Annotated in this window: 15 protein-coding genes; all 15 read left to right on the forward strand. The window is 63.0% G+C overall.

Features of this window, described 5'->3' with window-relative positions; translation table 11 throughout:
• Window positions 1–94 precede the first annotated feature (94 nt).
• The 15 genes from ACVC5H_RS10490 (at window position 95) to rlmD (ending at window position 19,491) form a co-directional block, all read left to right on the forward strand.
• Complete coding sequence (locus ACVC5H_RS10490) at window positions 95–376, forward strand: FAD assembly factor SdhE (protein ID WP_489622241.1); 282 nt, start codon at window positions 95–97, stop codon at window positions 374–376.
• Window positions 377–535: 159 nt separating this feature from the next.
• Window positions 536–1,837 (forward strand): citrate synthase, encoded by a 1,302-nt coding sequence (gltA, locus tag ACVC5H_RS10495; protein ID WP_338715558.1) that lies wholly within the window; start codon window positions 536–538, stop codon window positions 1,835–1,837.
• Window positions 1,838–2,205: 368 nt separating this feature from the next.
• Entirely contained in the window at window positions 2,206–5,070 is a 2,865-nt protein-coding gene (locus ACVC5H_RS10500) for a 2-oxoglutarate dehydrogenase E1 component (protein ID WP_489622242.1), read from the forward strand.
• A gap of 88 nt (window positions 5,071–5,158) precedes the next feature.
• Window positions 5,159–6,397, forward strand: coding sequence for a 2-oxoglutarate dehydrogenase complex dihydrolipoyllysine-residue succinyltransferase (gene odhB, locus ACVC5H_RS10505; protein ID WP_489622243.1), 1,239 nt, complete (start codon window positions 5,159–5,161; stop codon window positions 6,395–6,397).
• Window positions 6,398–6,510: 113 nt separating this feature from the next.
• Window positions 6,511–7,938 (forward strand): dihydrolipoyl dehydrogenase, encoded by a 1,428-nt coding sequence (lpdA, locus tag ACVC5H_RS10510; RefSeq protein WP_489622244.1) that lies wholly within the window; start codon window positions 6,511–6,513, stop codon window positions 7,936–7,938.
• Window positions 7,939–8,075: 137 nt separating this feature from the next.
• Entirely contained in the window at window positions 8,076–9,173 is a 1,098-nt protein-coding gene (zapE, locus tag ACVC5H_RS10515; protein WP_489622245.1) for a cell division protein ZapE, read from the forward strand.
• A gap of 11 nt (window positions 9,174–9,184) precedes the next feature.
• A complete protein-coding gene (locus ACVC5H_RS10520) occupies window positions 9,185–10,126 on the forward strand; it encodes a hypothetical protein (RefSeq protein WP_489622246.1) in 942 nt (313 codons plus the stop codon).
• A gap of 99 nt (window positions 10,127–10,225) precedes the next feature.
• Window positions 10,226–10,432 carry a YdcH family protein gene (locus ACVC5H_RS10525; RefSeq protein WP_006463294.1) on the forward strand — a complete coding sequence of 69 codons (207 nt, stop codon included), beginning with the start codon at window positions 10,226–10,228 and terminating at the stop codon, window positions 10,430–10,432.
• Between the two features lie 217 nt (window positions 10,433–10,649).
• Window positions 10,650–12,800, forward strand: coding sequence for a DNA repair helicase YoaA (yoaA, locus tag ACVC5H_RS10530; RefSeq protein WP_489622681.1), 2,151 nt, complete (start codon window positions 10,650–10,652; stop codon window positions 12,798–12,800).
• Window position 12,801: 1 nt separating this feature from the next.
• Window positions 12,802–13,749 (forward strand): flagellar brake protein, encoded by a 948-nt coding sequence (locus ACVC5H_RS10535; RefSeq protein WP_489622247.1) that lies wholly within the window; start codon window positions 12,802–12,804, stop codon window positions 13,747–13,749.
• Between the two features lie 72 nt (window positions 13,750–13,821).
• Window positions 13,822–14,559 carry a 5'/3'-nucleotidase SurE gene (gene surE, locus ACVC5H_RS10540; RefSeq protein WP_489622248.1) on the forward strand — a complete coding sequence of 246 codons (738 nt, stop codon included), beginning with the start codon at window positions 13,822–13,824 and terminating at the stop codon, window positions 14,557–14,559.
• Window positions 14,556–15,521 (forward strand): protein-L-isoaspartate(D-aspartate) O-methyltransferase, encoded by a 966-nt coding sequence (locus ACVC5H_RS10545; protein ID WP_489622249.1) that lies wholly within the window; start codon window positions 14,556–14,558, stop codon window positions 15,519–15,521. The genes surE and ACVC5H_RS10545 overlap by 4 nt, the downstream gene beginning before the upstream one ends.
• A 219-nt stretch (window positions 15,522–15,740) precedes the next feature.
• Complete coding sequence (locus ACVC5H_RS10550) at window positions 15,741–16,709, forward strand: peptidoglycan DD-metalloendopeptidase family protein (RefSeq protein WP_489622250.1); 969 nt, start codon at window positions 15,741–15,743, stop codon at window positions 16,707–16,709.
• 3 nt (window positions 16,710–16,712) lie between these two features.
• Entirely contained in the window at window positions 16,713–17,726 is a 1,014-nt protein-coding gene (gene rpoS, locus ACVC5H_RS10555) for an RNA polymerase sigma factor RpoS (protein WP_489622251.1), read from the forward strand.
• Window positions 17,727–18,129: 403 nt separating this feature from the next.
• Window positions 18,130–19,491, forward strand: coding sequence for a 23S rRNA (uracil(1939)-C(5))-methyltransferase RlmD (gene rlmD / locus ACVC5H_RS10560; RefSeq protein WP_489622252.1), 1,362 nt, complete (start codon window positions 18,130–18,132; stop codon window positions 19,489–19,491).
• The last annotated feature ends 22 nt before the right edge of the window (window positions 19,492–19,513 follow it).

The raw sequence follows: 19,513 nt of genomic DNA on the forward strand, positions 1-19,513 counted from the left end.
GGCGGGCTGCAGCGAGGGGAGGCGGTGCTGCAAGCCGCTTCCCCGACCGGTCCGGTCAGTTTTGGTCCGGTTGAAGTGAATGGAAAGACAAGAAATGAGCGAGTTCACGACTGAGCGTCACCAGGATGATCCGGCCAAACGGGCGCGTCTGCGCTGGCGAGCGCGCCGCGGGCTGCTGGAGAACGACCTGATCCTGACGCGCTATCTCGATGCCCATGAGGCCGAGATGAGCGACGACGAGGTGGATGCCTTCTCGCGCCTGATGGACCTGACTGACAACGACCTGATGGACTTGTTGCTGGCTCGCAAGGAGCCCGAAGCGGCGGTCGATCTGCCCCAAGTGCATGCGTTGCTCAAGAGACTGCGTACTGCCTGACTGTTGCACGATTATTGCGCCTGGCCACAAGCCAGACGGATTTTGCCCGATCGCGGCCGGCTCCAACTCGCCGCCCGGCGCATCCGCACCACGATGCCGCCCGGCTTGCGGTCGCGGCGTTTGATTAACGGTTTCACCATCCCAGCCAAAGGAAAAGCTATGTCCAATACCGATATCAAAGCTACCCTGTCGTTCTCCGACGGGTCTCCGTCCGTAGATTTTCCTATCTACAAGGGCAGCATCGGCCCTGATGTGATCGATATCCGCAAGCTGTACGGCGCCACCGGCAAGTTCACCTACGACCCGGGCTTCATGTCGACCGCTTCCTGCAATTCCTCCATCACCTACATCGATGGCGACAAGGGCGAGCTGCTGTATCGTGGCTACCCGATCGAACAGCTGGCGGTGAACTGCGACTTCCTGGAATCCTGCTACCTGCTGCTGCATGGTGAGCTGCCCAATGCCAAGCAGAAGGAAGAATTCGTCCAGACCGTGACCCAGCACACCATGGTGCACGAGCAGATGAACTTCTTCTTCCGCGGCTTCCGCCGCGATGCGCACCCGATGGCCGTGCTGACCGGTTCCGTGGGCGCGCTGTCGGCCTTCTACCACGACTCGCTGGACATCTCCAACGCCAACCACCGCGAAGTGTCGGCCATCCGCATGATCGCCAAGCTGCCGACCCTGGTCGCCATGGCTTACAAGTACAGCATCGGCCAGCCGTTCGTGTATCCGCGCAACGACCTGTCCTACACCGCCAACTTCATGCGCATGATGTTCGCCAACCCGTGCGAAGAGTACAAGGTCAATGAAGTGCTGGTGCGCGCGCTGGACCGCATCCTGATCCTGCACGCTGACCACGAGCAGAACGCCTCGACCTCGACCGTGCGTCTGGCTGGCTCCTCCGGTGCCAACCCGTTCGCATGTATCGCTGCCGGTATCGCCTGCCTGTGGGGCCCTGCCCACGGCGGTGCCAACGAAGCTGCACTGAACATGCTGGAACAGATCGGTTCGGTCGACAAGATCCCAGAGTTCATCAAGCAAGTGAAGGACAAGAACTCCGGTGTGAAGCTGATGGGCTTCGGTCACCGCGTCTACAAGAACTACGACCCGCGTGCCAAGCTGATGCGCGAAACCTGCTACGAAGTCCTGAACGAACTGGGCCTGCACGACGACCCGCTGTTCAAGCTGGCCATGGAGCTGGAAAAGATCGCGCTGGAAGACGAATACTTCGTGTCCCGCAAGCTGTACCCGAACGTCGACTTCTACTCCGGCATCGTGCAGCGCGCCCTGGGCATCCCGACCTCGATGTTCACCTGCATCTTCGCCATGGCCCGTACCATCGGCTGGATCGCGCAGTGGAACGAAATGATCTCGGATCCGGAACAGAAGATCGGCCGTCCCCGCCAGCTGTTCGTCGGTTCGCCGCGCCGCGACGTGCCGCCGATCGACAAGCGCTGATCGCAGCCTGTTGTCCGTCTGCCTAGCCGGACGGACAACAAAGTCAGCCGGATGGCCCGGTTTCCCGTCATTCGGGATGGTTTCGAGGGAGGGCGCAAGGCCCGTCCGGCAAGGCTTTGCGGGCCTGCGTTGGTAGCGAGAAACGCCTGTTGCTTCATGTTTCAAATAAAAAAGCGAATCCCTTAGGATTCGCTTTTTTATTTGATATTAGGAGATATAATTCCGATGCGCTGACTGGATGACGTACAGAAGTTCAGGTAGACAAGGTCCTTCCCCCACAACTTGATGCAATCCGCTAACCGGTCAGGCCGTGTCGCGGAAGGTGTAGAAACCCGCTAATCTCGCGAAGCGCGAAGAAAGGTGAGCAAATGACAAAGCTCTACGAGCAATACAACATCAACTCCTACCTGTTCGGTGGGAATGCTCCGTACATCGAAGAACTGTACGAAGCCTACCTGAACAACCCCGGCTCCGTCCCTGACAATTGGCGTGCATACTTCGACGCCGTGCAACACGTTCCCGCCACCGACGGCTCCACCCGTCCCGATGTGGCCCACGCTCCGGTGATCGCTTCCTTCGCCGAACGCGCCAAGCAAGGCCCGATCCGCACCGTCATCGCTTCCGCCGACTCCGACATGGGCCGCAAGCGCGTCGCTGTTACCCAGCTGATCGCCGGCTACCGTGACCTCGGTTCCCGTTTCGCCAACCTGGACCCGCTGCAACGCCAGGAACGCCCCAACATCCCCGAACTCGATCCCTCCTTCTACGGCTTCACCGATGCCGACATGGACATCGTGTTCAACATCAACAACACTTACTTCGGCCCGGAAACCGCTTCCCTGCGCGACCTGCTGCAGATGCTGCGCGACACCTACACGCGCTCCATCGGTGCCGAGTTCACCTACATCTCGGACATGTCCGAAGTGCGCTGGCTGGAAGAGCGTCTCGAGCCGACCCGTGCCGTGCCCAGCTTCTCGGCCGAGAAGAAGAAGCACATCCTGGAACGCCTGACCGCCGCCGAAGGCCTGGAACGCTACCTCCACACCAAGTACGTCGGCCAGAAGCGCTTCTCGCTGGAAGGCGGCGAATCCTTCATCGCCTCCCTGGATGAAACCATCCAGCGCGCCGGTGAAAAGGGCGTGCAGGAAATCGTGATCGGCATGGCCCACCGCGGCCGCCTGAACGTGCTGGTCAACATCCTGGGCAAGACCCCGCAGGAACTGTTCTCCGAATTCGAAGGCCGTCACGCCGACGACCTGCCGGCCGGTGACGTCAAGTACCACCAAGGTTTCTCCTCCGACGTCTCCACCCCTGGCGGCCCGGTGCACTTGTCGCTGGCCTTCAACCCGTCCCACCTGGAAATCGTCAACCCGGTGGTCGAAGGTTCGGTCAAGGCCCGTATGGATCGCCGCGGCGACAAGGATGGTTCGCAAGTGCTGCCGATCCTGGTGCACGGCGATGCCGCCTTCGCCGGCCAAGGCGTGGTGATGGAAACCCTGAACCTGGCACAGACCCGTGGCTATGGCACCGGTGGCACCGTTCACATCGTCATCAACAACCAGATCGGCTTCACCACTTCCGACCCGCGCGACTCCCGCTCGACCCTGTACTGCTCGGACGTGGTCAAGATGATCGAAGCCCCGGTGCTGCACGTCAACGGCGATGATCCGGAAGCCGTCGTGTTCGCCACCCAGATCGCTGTCGACTACCGCATGAAGTTCAAGAAGGACATCGTGGTCGACATCATCTGCTTCCGCAAGCTGGGCCACAACGAGCAAGATACCCCTGCGCTGACCCAGCCGCTGATGTACAAGAAGATCGCCCAGCACCCCGGCACCCGCAAGCTCTACGCCGACAAGCTGGTGACCCAGCAGACCATCCCCGCCGATGGCGGCGAAGAGCTGGTCAAGGCTTACCGCGCTGCGATGGACGCCGGCAAGCACGCCATCGATCCGGTGCTGACCAACTTCAAGAGCAAGTACGCCGTCGACTGGCTGCCGTTCCTGAACCGCAAGTGGACCGACGCCGCCGAAACCGCCGTGCCGATGGCGGAACTGAAGCGCCTGGCCACCAAGATCACCACCGTGCCGGAAGGCTTCAAGGTCCACTCGCTGGTCGAGAAGGTCTTGAACGACCGCGCGGCCATGGGTCGTGGCGAAATGAACCTGGACTGGGGCATGGGCGAGCACCTGGCCTACGCCAGCCTGGTTTCCTCCGGCTATGCCGTGCGCCTGACCGGTCAGGATGCCGGCCGTGGCACCTTCACCCACCGTCACGCGGTGCTGCACGATCAGAACCGCGAGCGTTGGGATGCCGGTACCTTCATCCCGCTGCAGAACGTGGCTGAGAACCAGTCCACCTTCACCGTGATCGACTCGGTGCTGTCCGAAGAAGCCGTGCTGGCCTTCGAATACGGCTACTCGACTGCTGAACCGAACACCCTGACCATCTGGGAAGCCCAGTTCGGCGACTTCGCCAACGGTGCCCAGGTCGTCATGGACCAGTTCATCAGCTCCGGCGAAGTGAAGTGGGGCCGTGCCTCGGGTCTGGTGCAGATGCTGCCCCACGGCTACGAAGGCCAGGGTCCGGAACACTCCTCGGCCCGTATCGAGCGTTACCTCCAGCTGTGCGCCGACAACAACATGCAGGTCGTGCAGCCCACCACCGCTGCGCAGATCTTCCACCTGCTGCGCCGCCAGATGATCCGCCTGTTCCGCAAGCCGCTGATCATCATGACGCCGAAGTCGCTGCTGCGTAACAAGGATGCCGGTTCTCCGCTGTCCGATCTGGCCAAGGGTTCGTTCCAGACCGTGATTCCGGAAGTCGACGAAACCATCGACGCCAAGAAGGTCAAGCGCATCGTCGCCTGCTCGGGCAAGGTGTACTACGACCTGGTCAACGCCCGCAAGGAACGCGGCCAGACCGATACCGCCATCATCCGCGTCGAGCAGCTGTATCCGTTCCCGCACAAGGCCTTCGCGGCCGCGTTGAAGCAGTTCCCCAACTTCAACGAACTGGTGTGGGCACAGGACGAGCCGCAGAACCAGGGCGCCTGGCTGCAGATCCAGCACAACATCTTCGAGAATCTCTCCGAAGGTCAGAAGCTGGCCTATGCAGGCCGCCCGGCCAGCGCTTCGCCGGCCGTCGGTTACTACGACAAGCACTACGCACAGCAAAAGGCACTGATCGAAACCGCCTTCGCCAAGCTCAAGGGCTTTGTGCTGACCAAGTAATCATTGATGCAAACGGGACGCGCTGCGAGGGCAGTGCGTCCCTGTTTCCATAAGAACGAAATCACCCGAAAATCGGAGAATCCTGAAAATGGCTCAAATCGAAGTAAAAGTCCCGCAGTTGTCGGAATCCGTCGCCGAAGCGACCCTGCTGCAATGGCACAAGAAGGTTGGCGAACCCGTCGCCCGTGACGAAAACCTGATCGACATCGAGACCGACAAGGTCGTGCTGGAACTGCCCTCGCCGGACGCTGGCGTGATCACCCAGATCATCAAGGCCGACGGTGCTACCGTCGTGGCCGGTGAAGTGATCGCCATCCTGGACACCGACGCCTCCGCTCAAGTGGCCCCGACCGAAGTCAAGGCCGCTCCCGCTCCCCAAGCCACCAACGAACCGACCCCGGTTGCCGCTCCCGAGCTGGCTTCCAAGGGCGACGTCGCCATGCCGGCCGCTGCCAAGCTGCTGGCCGACAACAACCTGTCGACCTCGCAAGTCACCGGCACCGGCAAGGATGGCCGCGTGACCAAGGGCGACGTGCTGGGTGCCCTGTCGGCGCCTGCCGCTGCACCTGCTGCTGCCAAGCCGGCCCTGGCGCAAGTGGCCGCGCCGGTCAAGGCCGGTCTGGAAAGCCGTCCGGAACAGCGCGTGCCGATGAGCCGCCTGCGTGCCCGCGTGGCTGAGCGTCTGGTCCAGTCGCAATCGACCAACGCCATCCTGACTACCTTCAACGAAGTCAACATGCAGCCGGTCATCGACCTGCGCAACAAGTACAAGGACAAGTTCGAGAAGGAACACGGCGTCAAGCTGGGCTTCATGTCCTTCTTCGTCAAGGCGGTCGTGCACGCCCTGAAGAAGTACCCGATCGTCAACGCCTCGGTCGATGGCAACGACATCGTGTACCACGGCTACTTCGACATCGGTGTCGCCGTCGGTTCGCCGCGCGGCCTGGTGGTGCCCATCCTGCGTGATGCGGACCAGATGTCGATTGCCGACATCGAGAAGAAGATCGGTGAATTCGGCCAGAAGGCCAAGGATGGCAAGCTGTCCATCGAAGAACTGTCGGGCGGTACCTTCACCGTCTCCAACGGTGGTACCTTCGGTTCCATGCTGTCGACCCCGATCATCAACCCGCCGCAATCGGCGATCTTGGGCATCCACGCCACCAAGGAACGCGCAGTGGTCGAAAACGGTCAGGTCGTGGTCCGTCCGATCAACTACTTCGCGCTGTCCTATGACCACCGCATCATCGACGGCCGCGAAGCCGTCCTGTCGCTGGTCGCGATCAAGGAAGCACTGGAAGATCCGGCACGTCTGCTGCTGGATCTGTAAGCAACCGGCCATCACGGCGTGAGCGAGGCGCTGAACGGCCCCCAGGCATTCAGCGCCTTTTTGCATCCGCTTCCAGTTCAGGCGGATGCGCACAACGAATCAGGAAAATACACATGAGCAAGAATTTTGACGTGGTCGTCATCGGTGGCGGCCCCGGCGGTTACATCGCCGCCATCCGCGCAGCGCAACTGGGCTTCAACACCGCCTGCATCGACGAATGGAAGAACGAAAAGGGCGGCCCCGCACCGGGCGGCACCTGCACCAACGTCGGTTGCATCCCCTCCAAGGCGCTGCTGCAATCGTCCGAGCACTACGAACACGCCAGCCACGGCTTCGCCGAGCACGGCATCGAAGTCAAGGGCCTGGGCCTGAACCTGGAAAAGATGCTGGGCCGCAAGAACACCGTGGTCAAGCAGAACAACGACGGCATCCTGTACCTGTTCAAGAAGAACAAGGTCGCCTTCTTCCACGGCCGTGGCTCCTTCGTCAAGGGCGATGCCAATGGCTACGAGATCAAGGTCGCCGGTGCTGCCGAAGAAACCATCACTGCCAAGCACGTCATCGTTGCTACCGGTTCGAACGCCCGTGCACTGCCGGGCGCCGAGTTCGATGAAAAGCTGATTCTCTCCAACACCGGTGCACTGTCGATCACCGAAGTGCCGAAGAAGCTGGGCGTGATCGGCGCCGGCGTGATCGGCCTGGAAATGGGTTCGGTCTGGCGTCGCCTGGGCGCGGAAGTGACCGTGCTGGAAGCCCTGCCGACCTTCCTGGGTGCCGTCGATGAACAGATCGCCAAGGAAGCCCAGAAGCTGCTGACCAAACAGGGCCTGGCCGTGAACCTGGGTGTGAAGATCGGCACCATCAAGGCCGGCAAGAACAGCGTTTCCGTCGAATACACCGATGCCAAGGGCGCAGCCCATACGGGCGAATTCGACAAGCTGATCATCTCGATTGGCCGTACCCCCAACACCATTGGCCTGAACGCCGAAGGCGTGGGCCTGAAGCTGGACGAGCGCGGCTTCATCGCCGTGGACGGTGATTGCAAGACCAACCTGCCCAACGTGTGGGCGGTGGGCGACGTGGTGCGCGGCCCGATGCTGGCCCACAAGGCCGAAGAAGAAGGCGTTGCCGTGGCCGAGCGTATTGCCGGCCAGCATGGTCACGTCAACTTCAACACCATTCCCTGGGTCATCTACACCTCGCCGGAAATCGCCTGGGTCGGCAAGACCGAGCAGCAATTGAAGGCCGAAGGCGTGCAGTACAAGGCCGGTACCTTCCCGTTCCTGGCCAACGGCCGCGCCCGTGCGCTGGGCGATACCTCGGGCATGGTGAAGTTCCTGGCCGATGCCAAGACCGATGAAATCCTGGGCGTGCACATCGTCGGCCCGATGGCTTCCGAGCTGATTTCCGAAGCCGTGGTGGCGATGGAATTCCGTGCTTCTTCCGAAGACATCGCCCGCATCTGCCACGCTCACCCCTCGCTGTCTGAAGCGACCAAGGAAGCGGCTCTGGCCGTCGACAAGCGTGCATTGAACTTCTGATGCGCGATCAGTGCGACAATACGCGTCGCTCATGCCTGCCAGCATGGCCAGGTTTGAGTTGCCCGCATAGTCAGCATTGAGATGCCAACCCAATGGGCGAGCCTGGCTCGCCCATTGTCGTTTTACAAGACCACACCATGGATGTCCGTCAATTCTACGAACAGTCGCTGTCCCAGCGCGGTTATCAACCCGACGAAGCGCAGTTGCGCGCCATTGAGCGCCTGCAGCGCGCCTATGAGGAATGGGTTGCCTACAAGGCCCAACGCGCCTCCACCTTCAAGCGTCTGATCAGCCGGCCGGCCGTGCCGCGCGGCGTCTACATGTGGGGCGGGGTAGGGCGCGGCAAGTCCTTCCTGATGGACAGCTTCTATTCCGTGGTGCCGGTGGTGCGCAAGACGCGCCTGCACTTCCATGAATTCATGCGTGACGTGCATCGCCAGCTTGATGAATTGAAGGGGATTTCCGATCCCCTCGATGAAGTCGCCAAGCGCATCGCCAAGAAGTATCGCCTGATCTGTTTCGACGAATTCCACGTCTCCGACATCGCCGATGCGATGATCCTCTACAACCTGTTGAAGGGCCTGTTCGATCATGGCGTGTCCTTCGTGATGACCTCCAACTACGAGCCGAGCACGCTCTATCCGGATGGCCTGCACCGCGACCGCATGCTGCCGACGATTGCCCTGCTGAAGGAAAAACTGGACGTCATGAACATCGACGCCGGCATCGACTACCGCAAGCGGGTGCTGGAGCAGGTGAAGGTGTACCACACCCCGCTCAACGCCAAGACCGATGAAGAATTGCGCAGCGCCTTTGCCGCCGTCGCCGAAGCCGCCGACGAAGATCCGCGCGTGCACATCGAAGCCCGCGAGATCCGCGCCTTGCGCCGGGCCGGCAGCGCCATCTGGTTCGACTTCGCCACGCTGTGCGGCGGTCCGCGCTCGCAGAACGATTACCTGGAACTGGCCAGCCGCTTCCAGACCGTGATCCTGTCGGGCATTCCGCGCATGTCGGCGGCGATGTCCTCGGAGGCGCGCCGCTTCACCTGGCTCATCGACGTCTTCTACGACCACAAGGTCAAGCTGATCATGTCGGCCGCCGTGGAGCCGGACGAGCTTTACACCGTCGGCACGCTCTCCAACGAATTCCACCGCACCGTTTCACGTATCATTGAGATGCAGTCGAAAGAGTATCTGGATGCGGACCGCCGCTCGATTGCCGACAGCCTCTCCTGAACAACTACCTGATGAACAAGAAATCCATGCAAGGTCCATTTGCCGATGCCAAGGGCGTCACTTCTTCCCTGTGCGGCCTGATGCTGGCCCTGGCTGCCGGCGCCTGCGCGGCGCAAGGGCAGGCGTCGGCCAGCACCACCTCGGGCGCACAGCCCGGACAGATCAAGGCCCAGGCGCAGGCTTCCAAGGATCTGGCCAGCCCGGCGCCACAGGCCGCCGCAGCAGCCCCGGCCATGAGCCGTGAACGCTTTGATGAACTGGAGGCTCGCGCGCCGATTGCCCAGCGTTACCCGGCCGGCTCCATCAAGTCCGACGAAGCCGCGCAAAAGGCGCTGGACGAGGCCGCCGAAGACCGCCAGGTGGCCGAGCTGCGCTACATCCTGGACCAGCGCGCCTGTTATCCCAAGTTTCTGGTCTCGCAATGCCTGGAAGCCGCGCGCGACCGCAAGCGCCTGACCGACAAGGGCATCAAGGCGGTGGAGTATGAGGCCAAGGTCTACCAGCGCCAGGCCACCGTGGATGACCGTGATCGTTCGCTGGCCGAGCAGCGCGCCAAGGATCAGGAAGATTCCGCCCGCCGCCTGGCCGACCAGAAACAGAAGGAAGCCGATTCCGCCCGCAAGGTCCAGGAAAGCCGCTCCAAGAACCGCGAAGTCCAGCAGCGCATCGACCAGAATAAGAATGTCCCGGCCGATTACCGCGTGCGCCAGCACGAGGCCGAGGTGCAGCGCCAGAAGGCCGAGGACGCTGCCGGCGCTCCCGCCCGTGCTGCCAATGCGGCCGAACGCCAGCGCCGCATCAAGGAAGCCGAAGAGCATCGCCAGGAAGTGGAGCGCAAGAAGGCCGAGAACGAGCGTGAGCGCGCCGAACGCAAGCAGAAGCAACAACAGGATCAGCAGAATCAGTCGCAGCCACAGCAGAAACCGGCCCAGGACACCCCAGCAGCCAATTGAGCTGGCGTATGCTGGCCTTCCTCCCGCTTGCGCATGCCGATTTGGCGTGCGCGAGCGGGTGCATTACACTAGCAAGCACATCAGCAACCAGCCGCCATCATGACCAGTACGCATCGCGAAGACATCCAGCGCCGCATCATCGAACTCGAAGTCGAGCACCGTGATCTCGATAGCGTGATCGACATGCTCATCCGCGATGCCCGTTCCGAAGACCTGCAATTGCGCCGCCTCAAGAAGCGCAAGCTGCAATTGAAGGACCACATCGCGCTGCTGAAGATGCAGCTCGTTCCCGATATCCCCGCCTGAACCCCGCTGCGCGCCAGCCTGTGCCGGCGATCCTCTGGTATTCCGATTGCCTGCTGCATGAAGTCTTTCATGCAAGTCAGGGGCGCACTGCCGACTCCGCGTAAAATAGCGCCTTGTTCCCAATGACGTGCAAAGAGCCCAGGTGTCGCCGGCCCCTGTGGAGCACGTGTTTTCCTACAGGTTTGCCGCAGTGACAGCTCCCGAAGCCCCCGCCGACATCATCGACAGCAGCGCCCGCACCGTTCCCGCCGAGGCGGACGGCGCCGCGCCCGAAGAACCTGGTGTCCATGATGCCGAGATCGAGCGCCTGTTCGGTGCCGGTGGTCCCCTGGGCGGGGCGGTCGGCAGCTATCGTCCGCGTCACGCCCAGACCGAAATGGCCAAGGCCATTGCCGCGGCCATTGCCAGCCAGGGCACGCTGATCGCCGAGGCCGGTACCGGCACCGGCAAGACCTTTGCCTACCTGGTCCCGGCCCTTCTGTGGGGCGGCAAGACCATCGTCTCCACCGGCACCAAGACATTGCAGGACCAACTGTTCAATCGTGACATCCCGACCGTGCGCAAGGCCTTGCATGCGCCTGTGTCGGTGGCGCTGCTCAAGGGGCGCAGCAACTACGTCTGCCACTTCCATCTGGAGCGCACGCTGCAGAACGGCCGCCTGACCGCGCGCGAGGACGTGGGCTATCTGCGCGAGATCTCGCGCTTCGTCAAATCCACCTCCTCCGGCGACAAGGCCGAGCTGACCAAGGTGCCGGAAACGGCCTCGGTATGGAACCTGGTTACCTCCACGCGCGATACCTGTTTCGGCGCAGAATGCCAGTACTACCAGGATTGCTTCGTCATGAAGGCGCGCAAGGAGGCGCAGCAGGCTGACGTGGTAGTGGTCAACCATCACCTGTTCTTTGCCGACGTTGCCTTGAAGGACACCGGCATCGCCGAACTGCTGCCCTCGGCCAATACCGTCATCTTCGACGAGGCCCATCAATTGCCGGATACTGCCACGCTTTTCTTTGGCGAAACCATTACCACCTCGCAGATCCTCGAACTGTGCCGCGACGTGTTGGCCGAAGGCCTTGCCCATGCCCGCGATGGTGCCGACTGGGCAGGCCTGGTCGCGCCCGTGGAACGTGCCGCGCGCGATCTGCGACTGGCGTTTCCGGAAGAATCGGTGCGTCTGGCGCTGAACCAGATCGCGCCGTCCAGCACCTTCTTCCCGGCCCTGGATACCTTGAAGGACTGCATGGACGACATGATCGCCGTGCTGGAAAAACAGGCCGAGCGCGCCGAGACCATCGAACAGTGCCGCGACCGCGCCAATGAATTGCTGCGTCAGCTGGAAAACTGGGGCACGCCCGAGGAGCTGGCCAAGATGCAGGCTGAAGCCGCCGCCAAGGCAAGCAAGCCCGCCGAGACCCAGCGGGCAGGCGAGGCAGAGGCGCAGGAAGAAGCGCCCGCCCAGAAGCCGTTCTACGTGCTGTGGGTGGAAGCGTTCCAGTCTTCGCTGCAACTGCACCGCACGCCGCTGTCGATCGCACCCATCTTCAACAAGCAGCGCGAAGGCACTCCGCGCTCTTGGATCTTCACTTCGGCAACGCTGGCAGTGAAGAAAGATTTCAATCACTATGCCGCGCAGATGGGCTTGTGGAATGCTCCGGCGCAGTCTTGGCCCAGTCCCTTCAATTACGGCGAGCAGGGCATCCTGTATGTGCCGCAGAATCTGCCGCAGCCCAATTCCTTCGAGTACACCGATGCGGTGATCGACGCTGCGCTGCCGACCATCGAGGCCGCTGGCGGCCGCTGCTTCTTCCTGTGCACCACGCTGCGCGCGGTCAACCGTGCCGCCGAGCGCCTGCGTACCGAGTTCAAGGCGCGCGGGCATGACTTCCCGCTGTTCGTCCAGGGCGAAGCCGGACGGACCGAATTGCTGGACCGCTTCCGCGCCGCCGGCAATGGTGTGCTGATCGGCAGCCAGAGTTTCTGGGAGGGTGTGGACGTGCGCGGCGATGCGCTGTCGCTGGTCATCATCGACAAGCTGCCGTTCTCGCCACCGGACGACCCGGTGCTGGCCGCCCGCATCAGCGAGATGGAAAAGCAGGGCTTGAACGGTTTCGTGCATCATCAGTTGCCGGCAGCCATCATCAACCTCAAACAGGGCGCAGGCCGCCTGATCCGTGACGAGGGTGATCGCGGCGTGCTGATGATCTGCGATCCGCGCATCATCACCAAGAACTACGGCCGCCGCATCTGGCAGAGCCTGCCTCCCTTCAAGCGCACGCGCGAGCTGGAAGTGGTGCAAGCCTTCTTCCGCGAGCAGGACGCCCGCCGTGCCGCCGCGGCCGCGGGCGAGGACGCTGCAGCGGAGGGTTGAGATGGCCGATCACACGTCCCTGGTGCCGGTGCGCGCCTCCGAGTTGAGCCTGGGCCAGCCCGCGCCATGGTCCATCTACAACGAGGGAGGCAAGTTGCTGCTGGCACGCGGCACCCTGATCGATACGCCGGATCAACTGGCCGGCCTGATCGAGAACGGCCTCTACCGCAATGCCCGCTGGATTGCCGAACCCGATACCGAATCGGTCCCCGTGCCGCAGGCGCGCGACGTGCTGCGCAAGAAACATGGCGGCAAGAAGCCTGCGAAGCGCGCCGCCGCCGTGCGCGGCCAGGAAAGCGTGATTGCGCTGGACGAGATGCGCTGGCGCATCGGCGATACCGTCTGGCTGCAATTTGCTGATGATGCCGGCCAGCGCTATGCAGTCTCGCTGGTGGGCTGCCTGCCCAACCGCAGCATCCTGGTCACGGCCCCGCAAAAGGAGGGCAAGCAGCTCTTCGTTCGAGAGGGTCAGGCTTTCGTGGTGCGCGCCCTGACCGGCCGCCGGGCCTATGCCTTCGCCGCCCAGTTGCTCAAGTACCAGCAGACGCCCTTCGTTTACCTGCATCTTTCCCTGCCCAGGGAAGTACGTTCCACTGTGATCCGCCAGGCCACCCGTGTACCCGTGGGCGCCGAAGGCTACCTGGCGGTGGATGGTGCCCAGCCGCTGGCGGCCAGCGTGATCGACCTGAGCCTGGCCGGTGCCTCGCTGGTGGCGACTTCGTTATCGGGCAAGGTGACGGCCAGCAAGGGCGTGACCGGCAAGCTGCGCTTCGTGGCCTCGGTGGCCGACCAGCAATTGCCACTGGAGCTGCCGGTGGTGCTGCGGGCGGTGAAACCGCTGGGTGAGGCGGATTTTCATCAGTACGGCGTGGAATTCGGGCAACTGACGGTGCGCGACAAGCTGGTGCTGTCCGCCTATGTCTACCAGGAACTTACGCTGCAGGAATAGGCGGCACAACAGGGCAGGAGAATGTCTGGAGGAGGGGCTGTCCAAGGCCCGGCTTCGGTTAAAATTCAGCCCATGAAAATCCTCATCAGCAACGACGACGGCTACCTTGCGCCCGGCATCAATGCCCTGGCCGAGGCACTTGCACCCATCGCCGACATCACCGTGGTGGCGCCCGACAGCAATCGCTCGGGCAGCTCCAATTCCCTGACGCTGGATCGCCCGCTGTGGGTGGAACAAGCCGCCAACGGCTTCTACTACCTCAATGGCACGCCCTCCGATTGTGTCCACGTGGCGCTGACCGGCCTGCTCAAGGAGCGGCCGGACCTGATCGTCTCCGGTATCAACCAGGGCCAGAACATGGGCGACGATACGCTCTACTCCGGGACTGTGGCGGCGGCGACCGAGGGCTTTCTGTTCGGCATCCCCTCCATTGCGTTTTCGCAATTGCACAAGGGCTGGGCCGAACTGGATGCGGCCGCCCGCATCGCGCGCGAGATCGTGGAGCGCCGCTTCGACAGCCTGCCCAAGCCTTACCTGCTCAACGTCAACATTCCCAATCTGCCCTATGCGCAGATCAAGGGCAGCGTGGCCACCCGCTTGGGCAAGCGCCACGTGTCCGAGCCGGTGCACAAGCTGACCGATCCGCATGGCCGCGACCTGTACTGGATCGGTCCGGCCGGGGCCGCCAAGGACGGCGGGGAGGGCACCGATTTCCATGCGACGGCCAATGGCTACGTGTCCATTACGCCGCTGCAGATCGACCTGACCCATTCCGCGCAACTGGACAATCTCAAGAAAGCGCTTGCATGAGCGACAAGCCCAGCCGCTTTCCGCTGAGCCTGTCCTCGGTGGTCGACAAGAAAAAGACCGCCGCTGCCGGCCGTGATGCGTCCGGCCGTCCCCAGGCCACCACCCAGACGGCGGCCAAGAATGCGGCGCAGTCCTCGCAGCGCGCAGCCCTGAAGCCGGTGCAGCAGGGCCTGGCCCAGGCACTGCGCCCGCCCCCGGCCGCTCCGCGCGCCCCGCTGGCACCGGCCCAGCCGCTGCTGAGCGCAGCTCCGGTGCCGCGTACTGCGGTCAAGAACGTCATGTCGGTGACCCAGACCAATGCCTCGCACCACGCCTCGCCGCTGGCTTCCGAAGCGGTACGCAAGGCCATGGTGGCGCGGGTGGCCAAGCAGGGGGTGGCCGATGCCAAGGTGCTGGCCGCGCTGGAGGCGGTGCCGCGCCACATGTTCGTGGAGCCGGGACTGGCCAGCCAGGCCTATATCGATGCCTCGCTGCCGATCGGCCATCACCAGACCATTTCCCAGCCCTACATCGTGGCGCGCATGATCGAACTGATGCGCCAGAACCGCCATGGCGGCCGCCTGGACCGGGTGCTGGAGATCGGCACCGGCTGCGGCTACCAGGCCGCCGTGCTGTCGCGGGTGGCGGGCGAGGTGTATTCCATCGAACGCATCAAGCCCTTGCATGAACTGGCCAAGACCAATCTGCGTCCCTTGCGCGTGGCAAACATCCGCTTGCATTACGGAGATGGTATGCTTGGCCTGCCGCAGGTGGCGCCCTTCGATGGCATCATCCTGGCGGCGGCCGGGCTGGAAGTGCCGCAGGCGCTGCTGGAGCAGCTGGCCATCGGCGGCAGGCTGGTGGCACCCGTGGGCGAGCGTCAGCAAGTGCTGGAACTGATTGAACGGGTCGGCCAGCGCGACTGGCGGCGTAGCACTTTGGAACAATGCCATTTCGTGCCCTTGAAGCCGGGAACGGTGTGACCGCAAGGCGCGGCAGGTGCAGGACGAAACAAGCAGCATCGGCGGATATCAGGTCCGCCACGCATCATCGAAACAGGGACGGGCGGCAACAAGCACAAGCATCCAAGCCGCAGGTCGATGACAAGAGCGGATGGGCAGGCGAGGGGGCCGCATTTCCCTGATGAACTTCTGGCGCTGGCTGCGTGTCAACTAGCGTCGTACAAAATCTAACGTAAGAGCATGAAGAAAATTCGTTTGGCTGTATTGGGCAGTGTCGTCAGTTTGCTGGCCGCCTGCGGCTCGACACCGAATCAGCAGCCGGCGCCCGTCGTCGAGCGCACCACCAGCACCGCCAAGCCGGCTGAGGCTGTTGCCGCGCCGGCCGCGCCGGTTCCCTCGGGACGTGGCTACTACACCGTCAAGAAGGGCGATACCCTGTATCGCATCGCCCTCGACGTCGGGCAGAACTGGCGCGATATCGTCGCCTGGAACAACCTGACCAATCCGAACGACATCAAGGTCGATCAGGTGCTGCGTGTGGCACCGCCGGATCGGGCGGGTCCGGTGCAGACGGCGGCGGTGGTGGCCGCGCCGGGTGCGGGTCTGGACGTCAAGCCGCTGGGTGCGCCGGGTGCCGCTGCACCGGCAGCCACGCCGATGGCCTCGGGCAGCAACAAGACCGGCCCGCGCGGCGACAAGCGTGCCTACTCGGAAGCTGCCCTGGCTGAATTGGAAAAGCCTGATGCCGCACCCGCTGCGGCGCCTGCTGCCACGGCCAAGCCGGAAGCGCCGCATGCGGCTGACAAGCCGGCCGCAGCCAGCCAGCCTGTGGCCAGCGACGATGAAGGCGTGTCGTGGATGTGGCCGGCTGAGGGCAAGGTGGTGGGCACCTTTGAAGGTGGCAAGAAGGGTGTGGACATCGCCGGCAAGGATGGCCAGGCCGTGCTGGCCGCCGCCGGGGGCAAGGTCATGTATGCCGGCAGCGGCATCCGTGGCTATGGCAACCTGGTGATCATCAAGCACACCAACAACCTGTTGTCGGCATATGCCCACAACAAGACCATCCTGGTCAAGGAGGGCCAGAGTGTCACCAAGGGACAGAAGATCGCTGAAATGGGCAAGTCCGACAGCGACAGCGTTAAATTGCACTTCGAGATCCGCCAGCAGGGTAAACCTGTTGATCCTTCAAAATACTTACCGCCCCGCTAGCGTATGACAAGCAATCGCCGCGATCACTTGCCAGACCAGGACCCTCGCGAAGAGGACATGGACGATCCCATTGATGAGATCGACGAACCGGAAGTGATCGACGGCGATGCCGCCGACCAGCCCCAGGAGCCGGCGCCCGCCGAAGGCGTGGACGAGCTCAAGAAGGTGCTGGCGGCCGAACTCTCTACCGACACCACCCAGCATTACCTCAACAAGATCGGCGCCAAGCCGCTGCTGACGGCCGCTGAGGAATTGCACTTTGCGACCCAGGCCAAGGCTGGTGAATTCGTCGCACGGCAGAAGATGATCGAGCACAACCTGCGGCTAGTGGTGTCGATCGCCAAACACTACATCAACCGGGGTGTGGCCCTGCTGGACCTGATCGAGGAAGGCAACCTGGGTCTGATGCGCGCCATCGACAAGTTCGAGCCCGAGCGCGGTTTCCGCTTCTCCACCTACGCCACCTGGTGGATTCGCCAGAGCATCGAGCGGGCCATCATGAATCAGGCCCGTACCGTGCGGCTTCCCGTGCACATGGTGCGCGAACTGAACCAGATATTGCGCGCAAAGTATCACCTTGAGGCCCAGCAACGTGACGGAAGAGACGCCAGCGCGGAAGACATCGCGCACCTGGTCGGCCGCCCGGTCGAGGAGGTGCAGGATGTGCTGGCCCTGTCCGAGCACGCCGCCTCGCTGGATACCCCGCTGGACAACGACCCCCAGGCCAGCCTGATGGACCTCTTGCCCAGTGCCGTGGAAGAGCATCCCGATACGCGGGCCGAGGGCCAGGAAATGGCCTTGCTGATCCGTGAATGGCTCAAGAGCCTGTCTGAAAAACAACGCGTCGTGGTAGCCCGGCGCTTCGGCCTGGACAACGATGATCCCTCGACGCTGGAGCAACTGGCCGGCGAGATGGGCATCACGCGGGAGCGTGTGCGTCAGGTGCAGCAGGAAGCCCTGGTCAAGCTCAAGCGCTTGCTGACCTCCCGTGGCGTGAGCCGGGACGCGTTGTTCTAGGGCCTGTTCACATTAGATCTGCGAGATGCGTTGCCCCCAGAAGGCGTGGTGGCAAGGCGCGCGTCAGGGCTGGTGGTGGTGCCACCAGCCCTGACGTGCAACGCGGCCAGCGCGCCTTCTGGGGGCAACCCTCCGGGAGAGGCCGCCAAGCGTCGCCTGCCGTTGTTGCAGCTCCTTGCCGTAGCACCACTACGGCGCGTCGCCGCGCCTAGGCAGTCAACGCTTGGCGACCTCTCGCACTCGCAGATTTAATGTGAACAGGCCCTAGCACCTCCACCGCCGCTGTTTTCTGCACGCCGGCCACGCCCGGGCGCGCTTGCTGCTTCCCTCCCGGTCCCGGATCGCGGACAATACCGCTTTTGTTTTCGGCAGCGGGCTTCGGTCCTACCCTGTGGTTTCCCTCATGCAACAAGACATCATCATTGAAATCAAGTCGCTCGACATGGACGGGCGCGGCGTTGGTCATCTCGAGAACGAGGATGGCACGCAAGGCAAGGTCATCTTCGTCGAAGGCGCGTTGCCGGGCGAACGCGTCAGTTTCGAGTCCTATCGCAAGAAGCCCAAGTGGGAAGCCGGTGTGATGACCACGCTGCACCGCGAGTCTTCGCTGCGCGTGAAGCCGAAATGTGACTATTTCGGCACCTGCGGCGGCTGCGCCATGCAGCATCTGGAGCCCTCGGCCCAGGTCGCCATGAAACAGCGCGTACTGGAAGACAACCTCTGGCACCTGGGCAAGACCAAGGCCGAGGTGATGCTGCGTCCCATCTACGGGCCGACCTGGGGTTATCGCTATCGCGCCCGCATTTCGGTGCGCCACGTGGCCAAGAAGGGCGGGGTGCTGGTGGGATTCCACGAAAAGCGCTCATCCTTCATCGCCGATATGAAGACTTGTGAAATTCTGCCGCCCAATGTCTCGGCCATGCTGGTGCCACTGCGTGAGCTGGTGGCGGCGCTGTCGATCCGCGACCGCATGCCGCAGATCGAACTGGCCGTGGGCGAGGGCGATGATGGCAACAAGGTCACGGTGCTGGTGTTGCGCATCATGGAGGCGCTGAGCCCGGCCGATGAGTCCCTGCTCAAGCGCTTTGCCGACGAGCACAAGATTGAATGGTGGCTGCAGACCAAGGGGCCGGACACGGCCGCGCCTTACTATCCGGCCGAGTCACGTCTGCAATACACCTTGCCCGAATTCGGCATCCGCATGCCGTTCAAGCCGACCGACTTCACCCAGGTCAACCACCAGATCAACCGCGTGCTGGTGGCCCGTGCACTGCGTTTGCTGGATGTGCAGCCGCAAGATCGCGTGGCCGACCTGTTCTGCGGCCTGGGCAACTTCACGCTGCCCATCGCCACGCTGGCGCGCGAGGTGGTCGGGATCGAGGGCAGCACCGCCCTGACGGAACGCGCGCTGGACAACGCCAAGGTCAACGGCGTGGATGCCAAGACCAGTTTCTATTGCCGCAACCTCTTCGAAGCCAAGCCGGAGGATTTCGTGGCGCTGGGCAAGTTCGACCGCATGTTGATCGACCCGCCGCGCGAAGGCGCCATGGAGGTCTGCAAGGCGCTGGTGGAGTTGCCGCCGGAACAGCAGCACCTCAAGCCCAAGCGCATCGTCTATGTCTCCTGCAACCCGGCCACGCTGGCGCGCGACGCCGGCATGCTGGTGCATCTGGGTGGATATGCCCTCAAGTATGCTGGTGTGGTGAACATGTTCCCGCATACGGCCCACGTTGAATCCATTGCCGTATTCGACTTGCCCGAATAAGAGCGGGCGAGGACGAAAAAAA

The sequence above is a fragment of the Herbaspirillum sp. Her3 genome, from assembly GCF_057961275.1.

What these genes read in the sequence shown, in the direction of transcription:
- ACVC5H_RS10490 (WP_489622241.1), top strand. Translation starts at nt 95, where the DNA reads ATGAGCGAGTTCACGACTGAGCGTCACCAGGATGATCCGGCCAAACGG.
- gltA (WP_338715558.1), top strand. Translation starts at nt 536, where the DNA reads ATGTCCAATACCGATATCAAAGCTACCCTGTCGTTCTCCGACGGGTCT.
- ACVC5H_RS10500 (WP_489622242.1), top strand. Translation starts at nt 2,206, where the DNA reads ATGACAAAGCTCTACGAGCAATACAACATCAACTCCTACCTGTTCGGT.
- odhB (WP_489622243.1), top strand. Translation starts at nt 5,159, where the DNA reads ATGGCTCAAATCGAAGTAAAAGTCCCGCAGTTGTCGGAATCCGTCGCC.
- lpdA (WP_489622244.1), top strand. Translation starts at nt 6,511, where the DNA reads ATGAGCAAGAATTTTGACGTGGTCGTCATCGGTGGCGGCCCCGGCGGT.
- zapE (WP_489622245.1), top strand. Translation starts at nt 8,076, where the DNA reads ATGGATGTCCGTCAATTCTACGAACAGTCGCTGTCCCAGCGCGGTTAT.
- ACVC5H_RS10520 (WP_489622246.1), top strand. Translation starts at nt 9,185, where the DNA reads ATGAACAAGAAATCCATGCAAGGTCCATTTGCCGATGCCAAGGGCGTC.
- ACVC5H_RS10525 (WP_006463294.1), top strand. Translation starts at nt 10,226, where the DNA reads ATGACCAGTACGCATCGCGAAGACATCCAGCGCCGCATCATCGAACTC.
- ACVC5H_RS10535 (WP_489622247.1), top strand. Translation starts at nt 12,802, where the DNA reads ATGGCCGATCACACGTCCCTGGTGCCGGTGCGCGCCTCCGAGTTGAGC.
- surE (WP_489622248.1), top strand. Translation starts at nt 13,822, where the DNA reads ATGAAAATCCTCATCAGCAACGACGACGGCTACCTTGCGCCCGGCATC.
- ACVC5H_RS10545 (WP_489622249.1), top strand. Translation starts at nt 14,556, where the DNA reads ATGAGCGACAAGCCCAGCCGCTTTCCGCTGAGCCTGTCCTCGGTGGTC.
- ACVC5H_RS10550 (WP_489622250.1), top strand. Translation starts at nt 15,741, where the DNA reads ATGAAGAAAATTCGTTTGGCTGTATTGGGCAGTGTCGTCAGTTTGCTG.
- rpoS (WP_489622251.1), top strand. Translation starts at nt 16,713, where the DNA reads ATGACAAGCAATCGCCGCGATCACTTGCCAGACCAGGACCCTCGCGAA.
- rlmD (WP_489622252.1), top strand. Translation starts at nt 18,130, where the DNA reads ATGCAACAAGACATCATCATTGAAATCAAGTCGCTCGACATGGACGGG.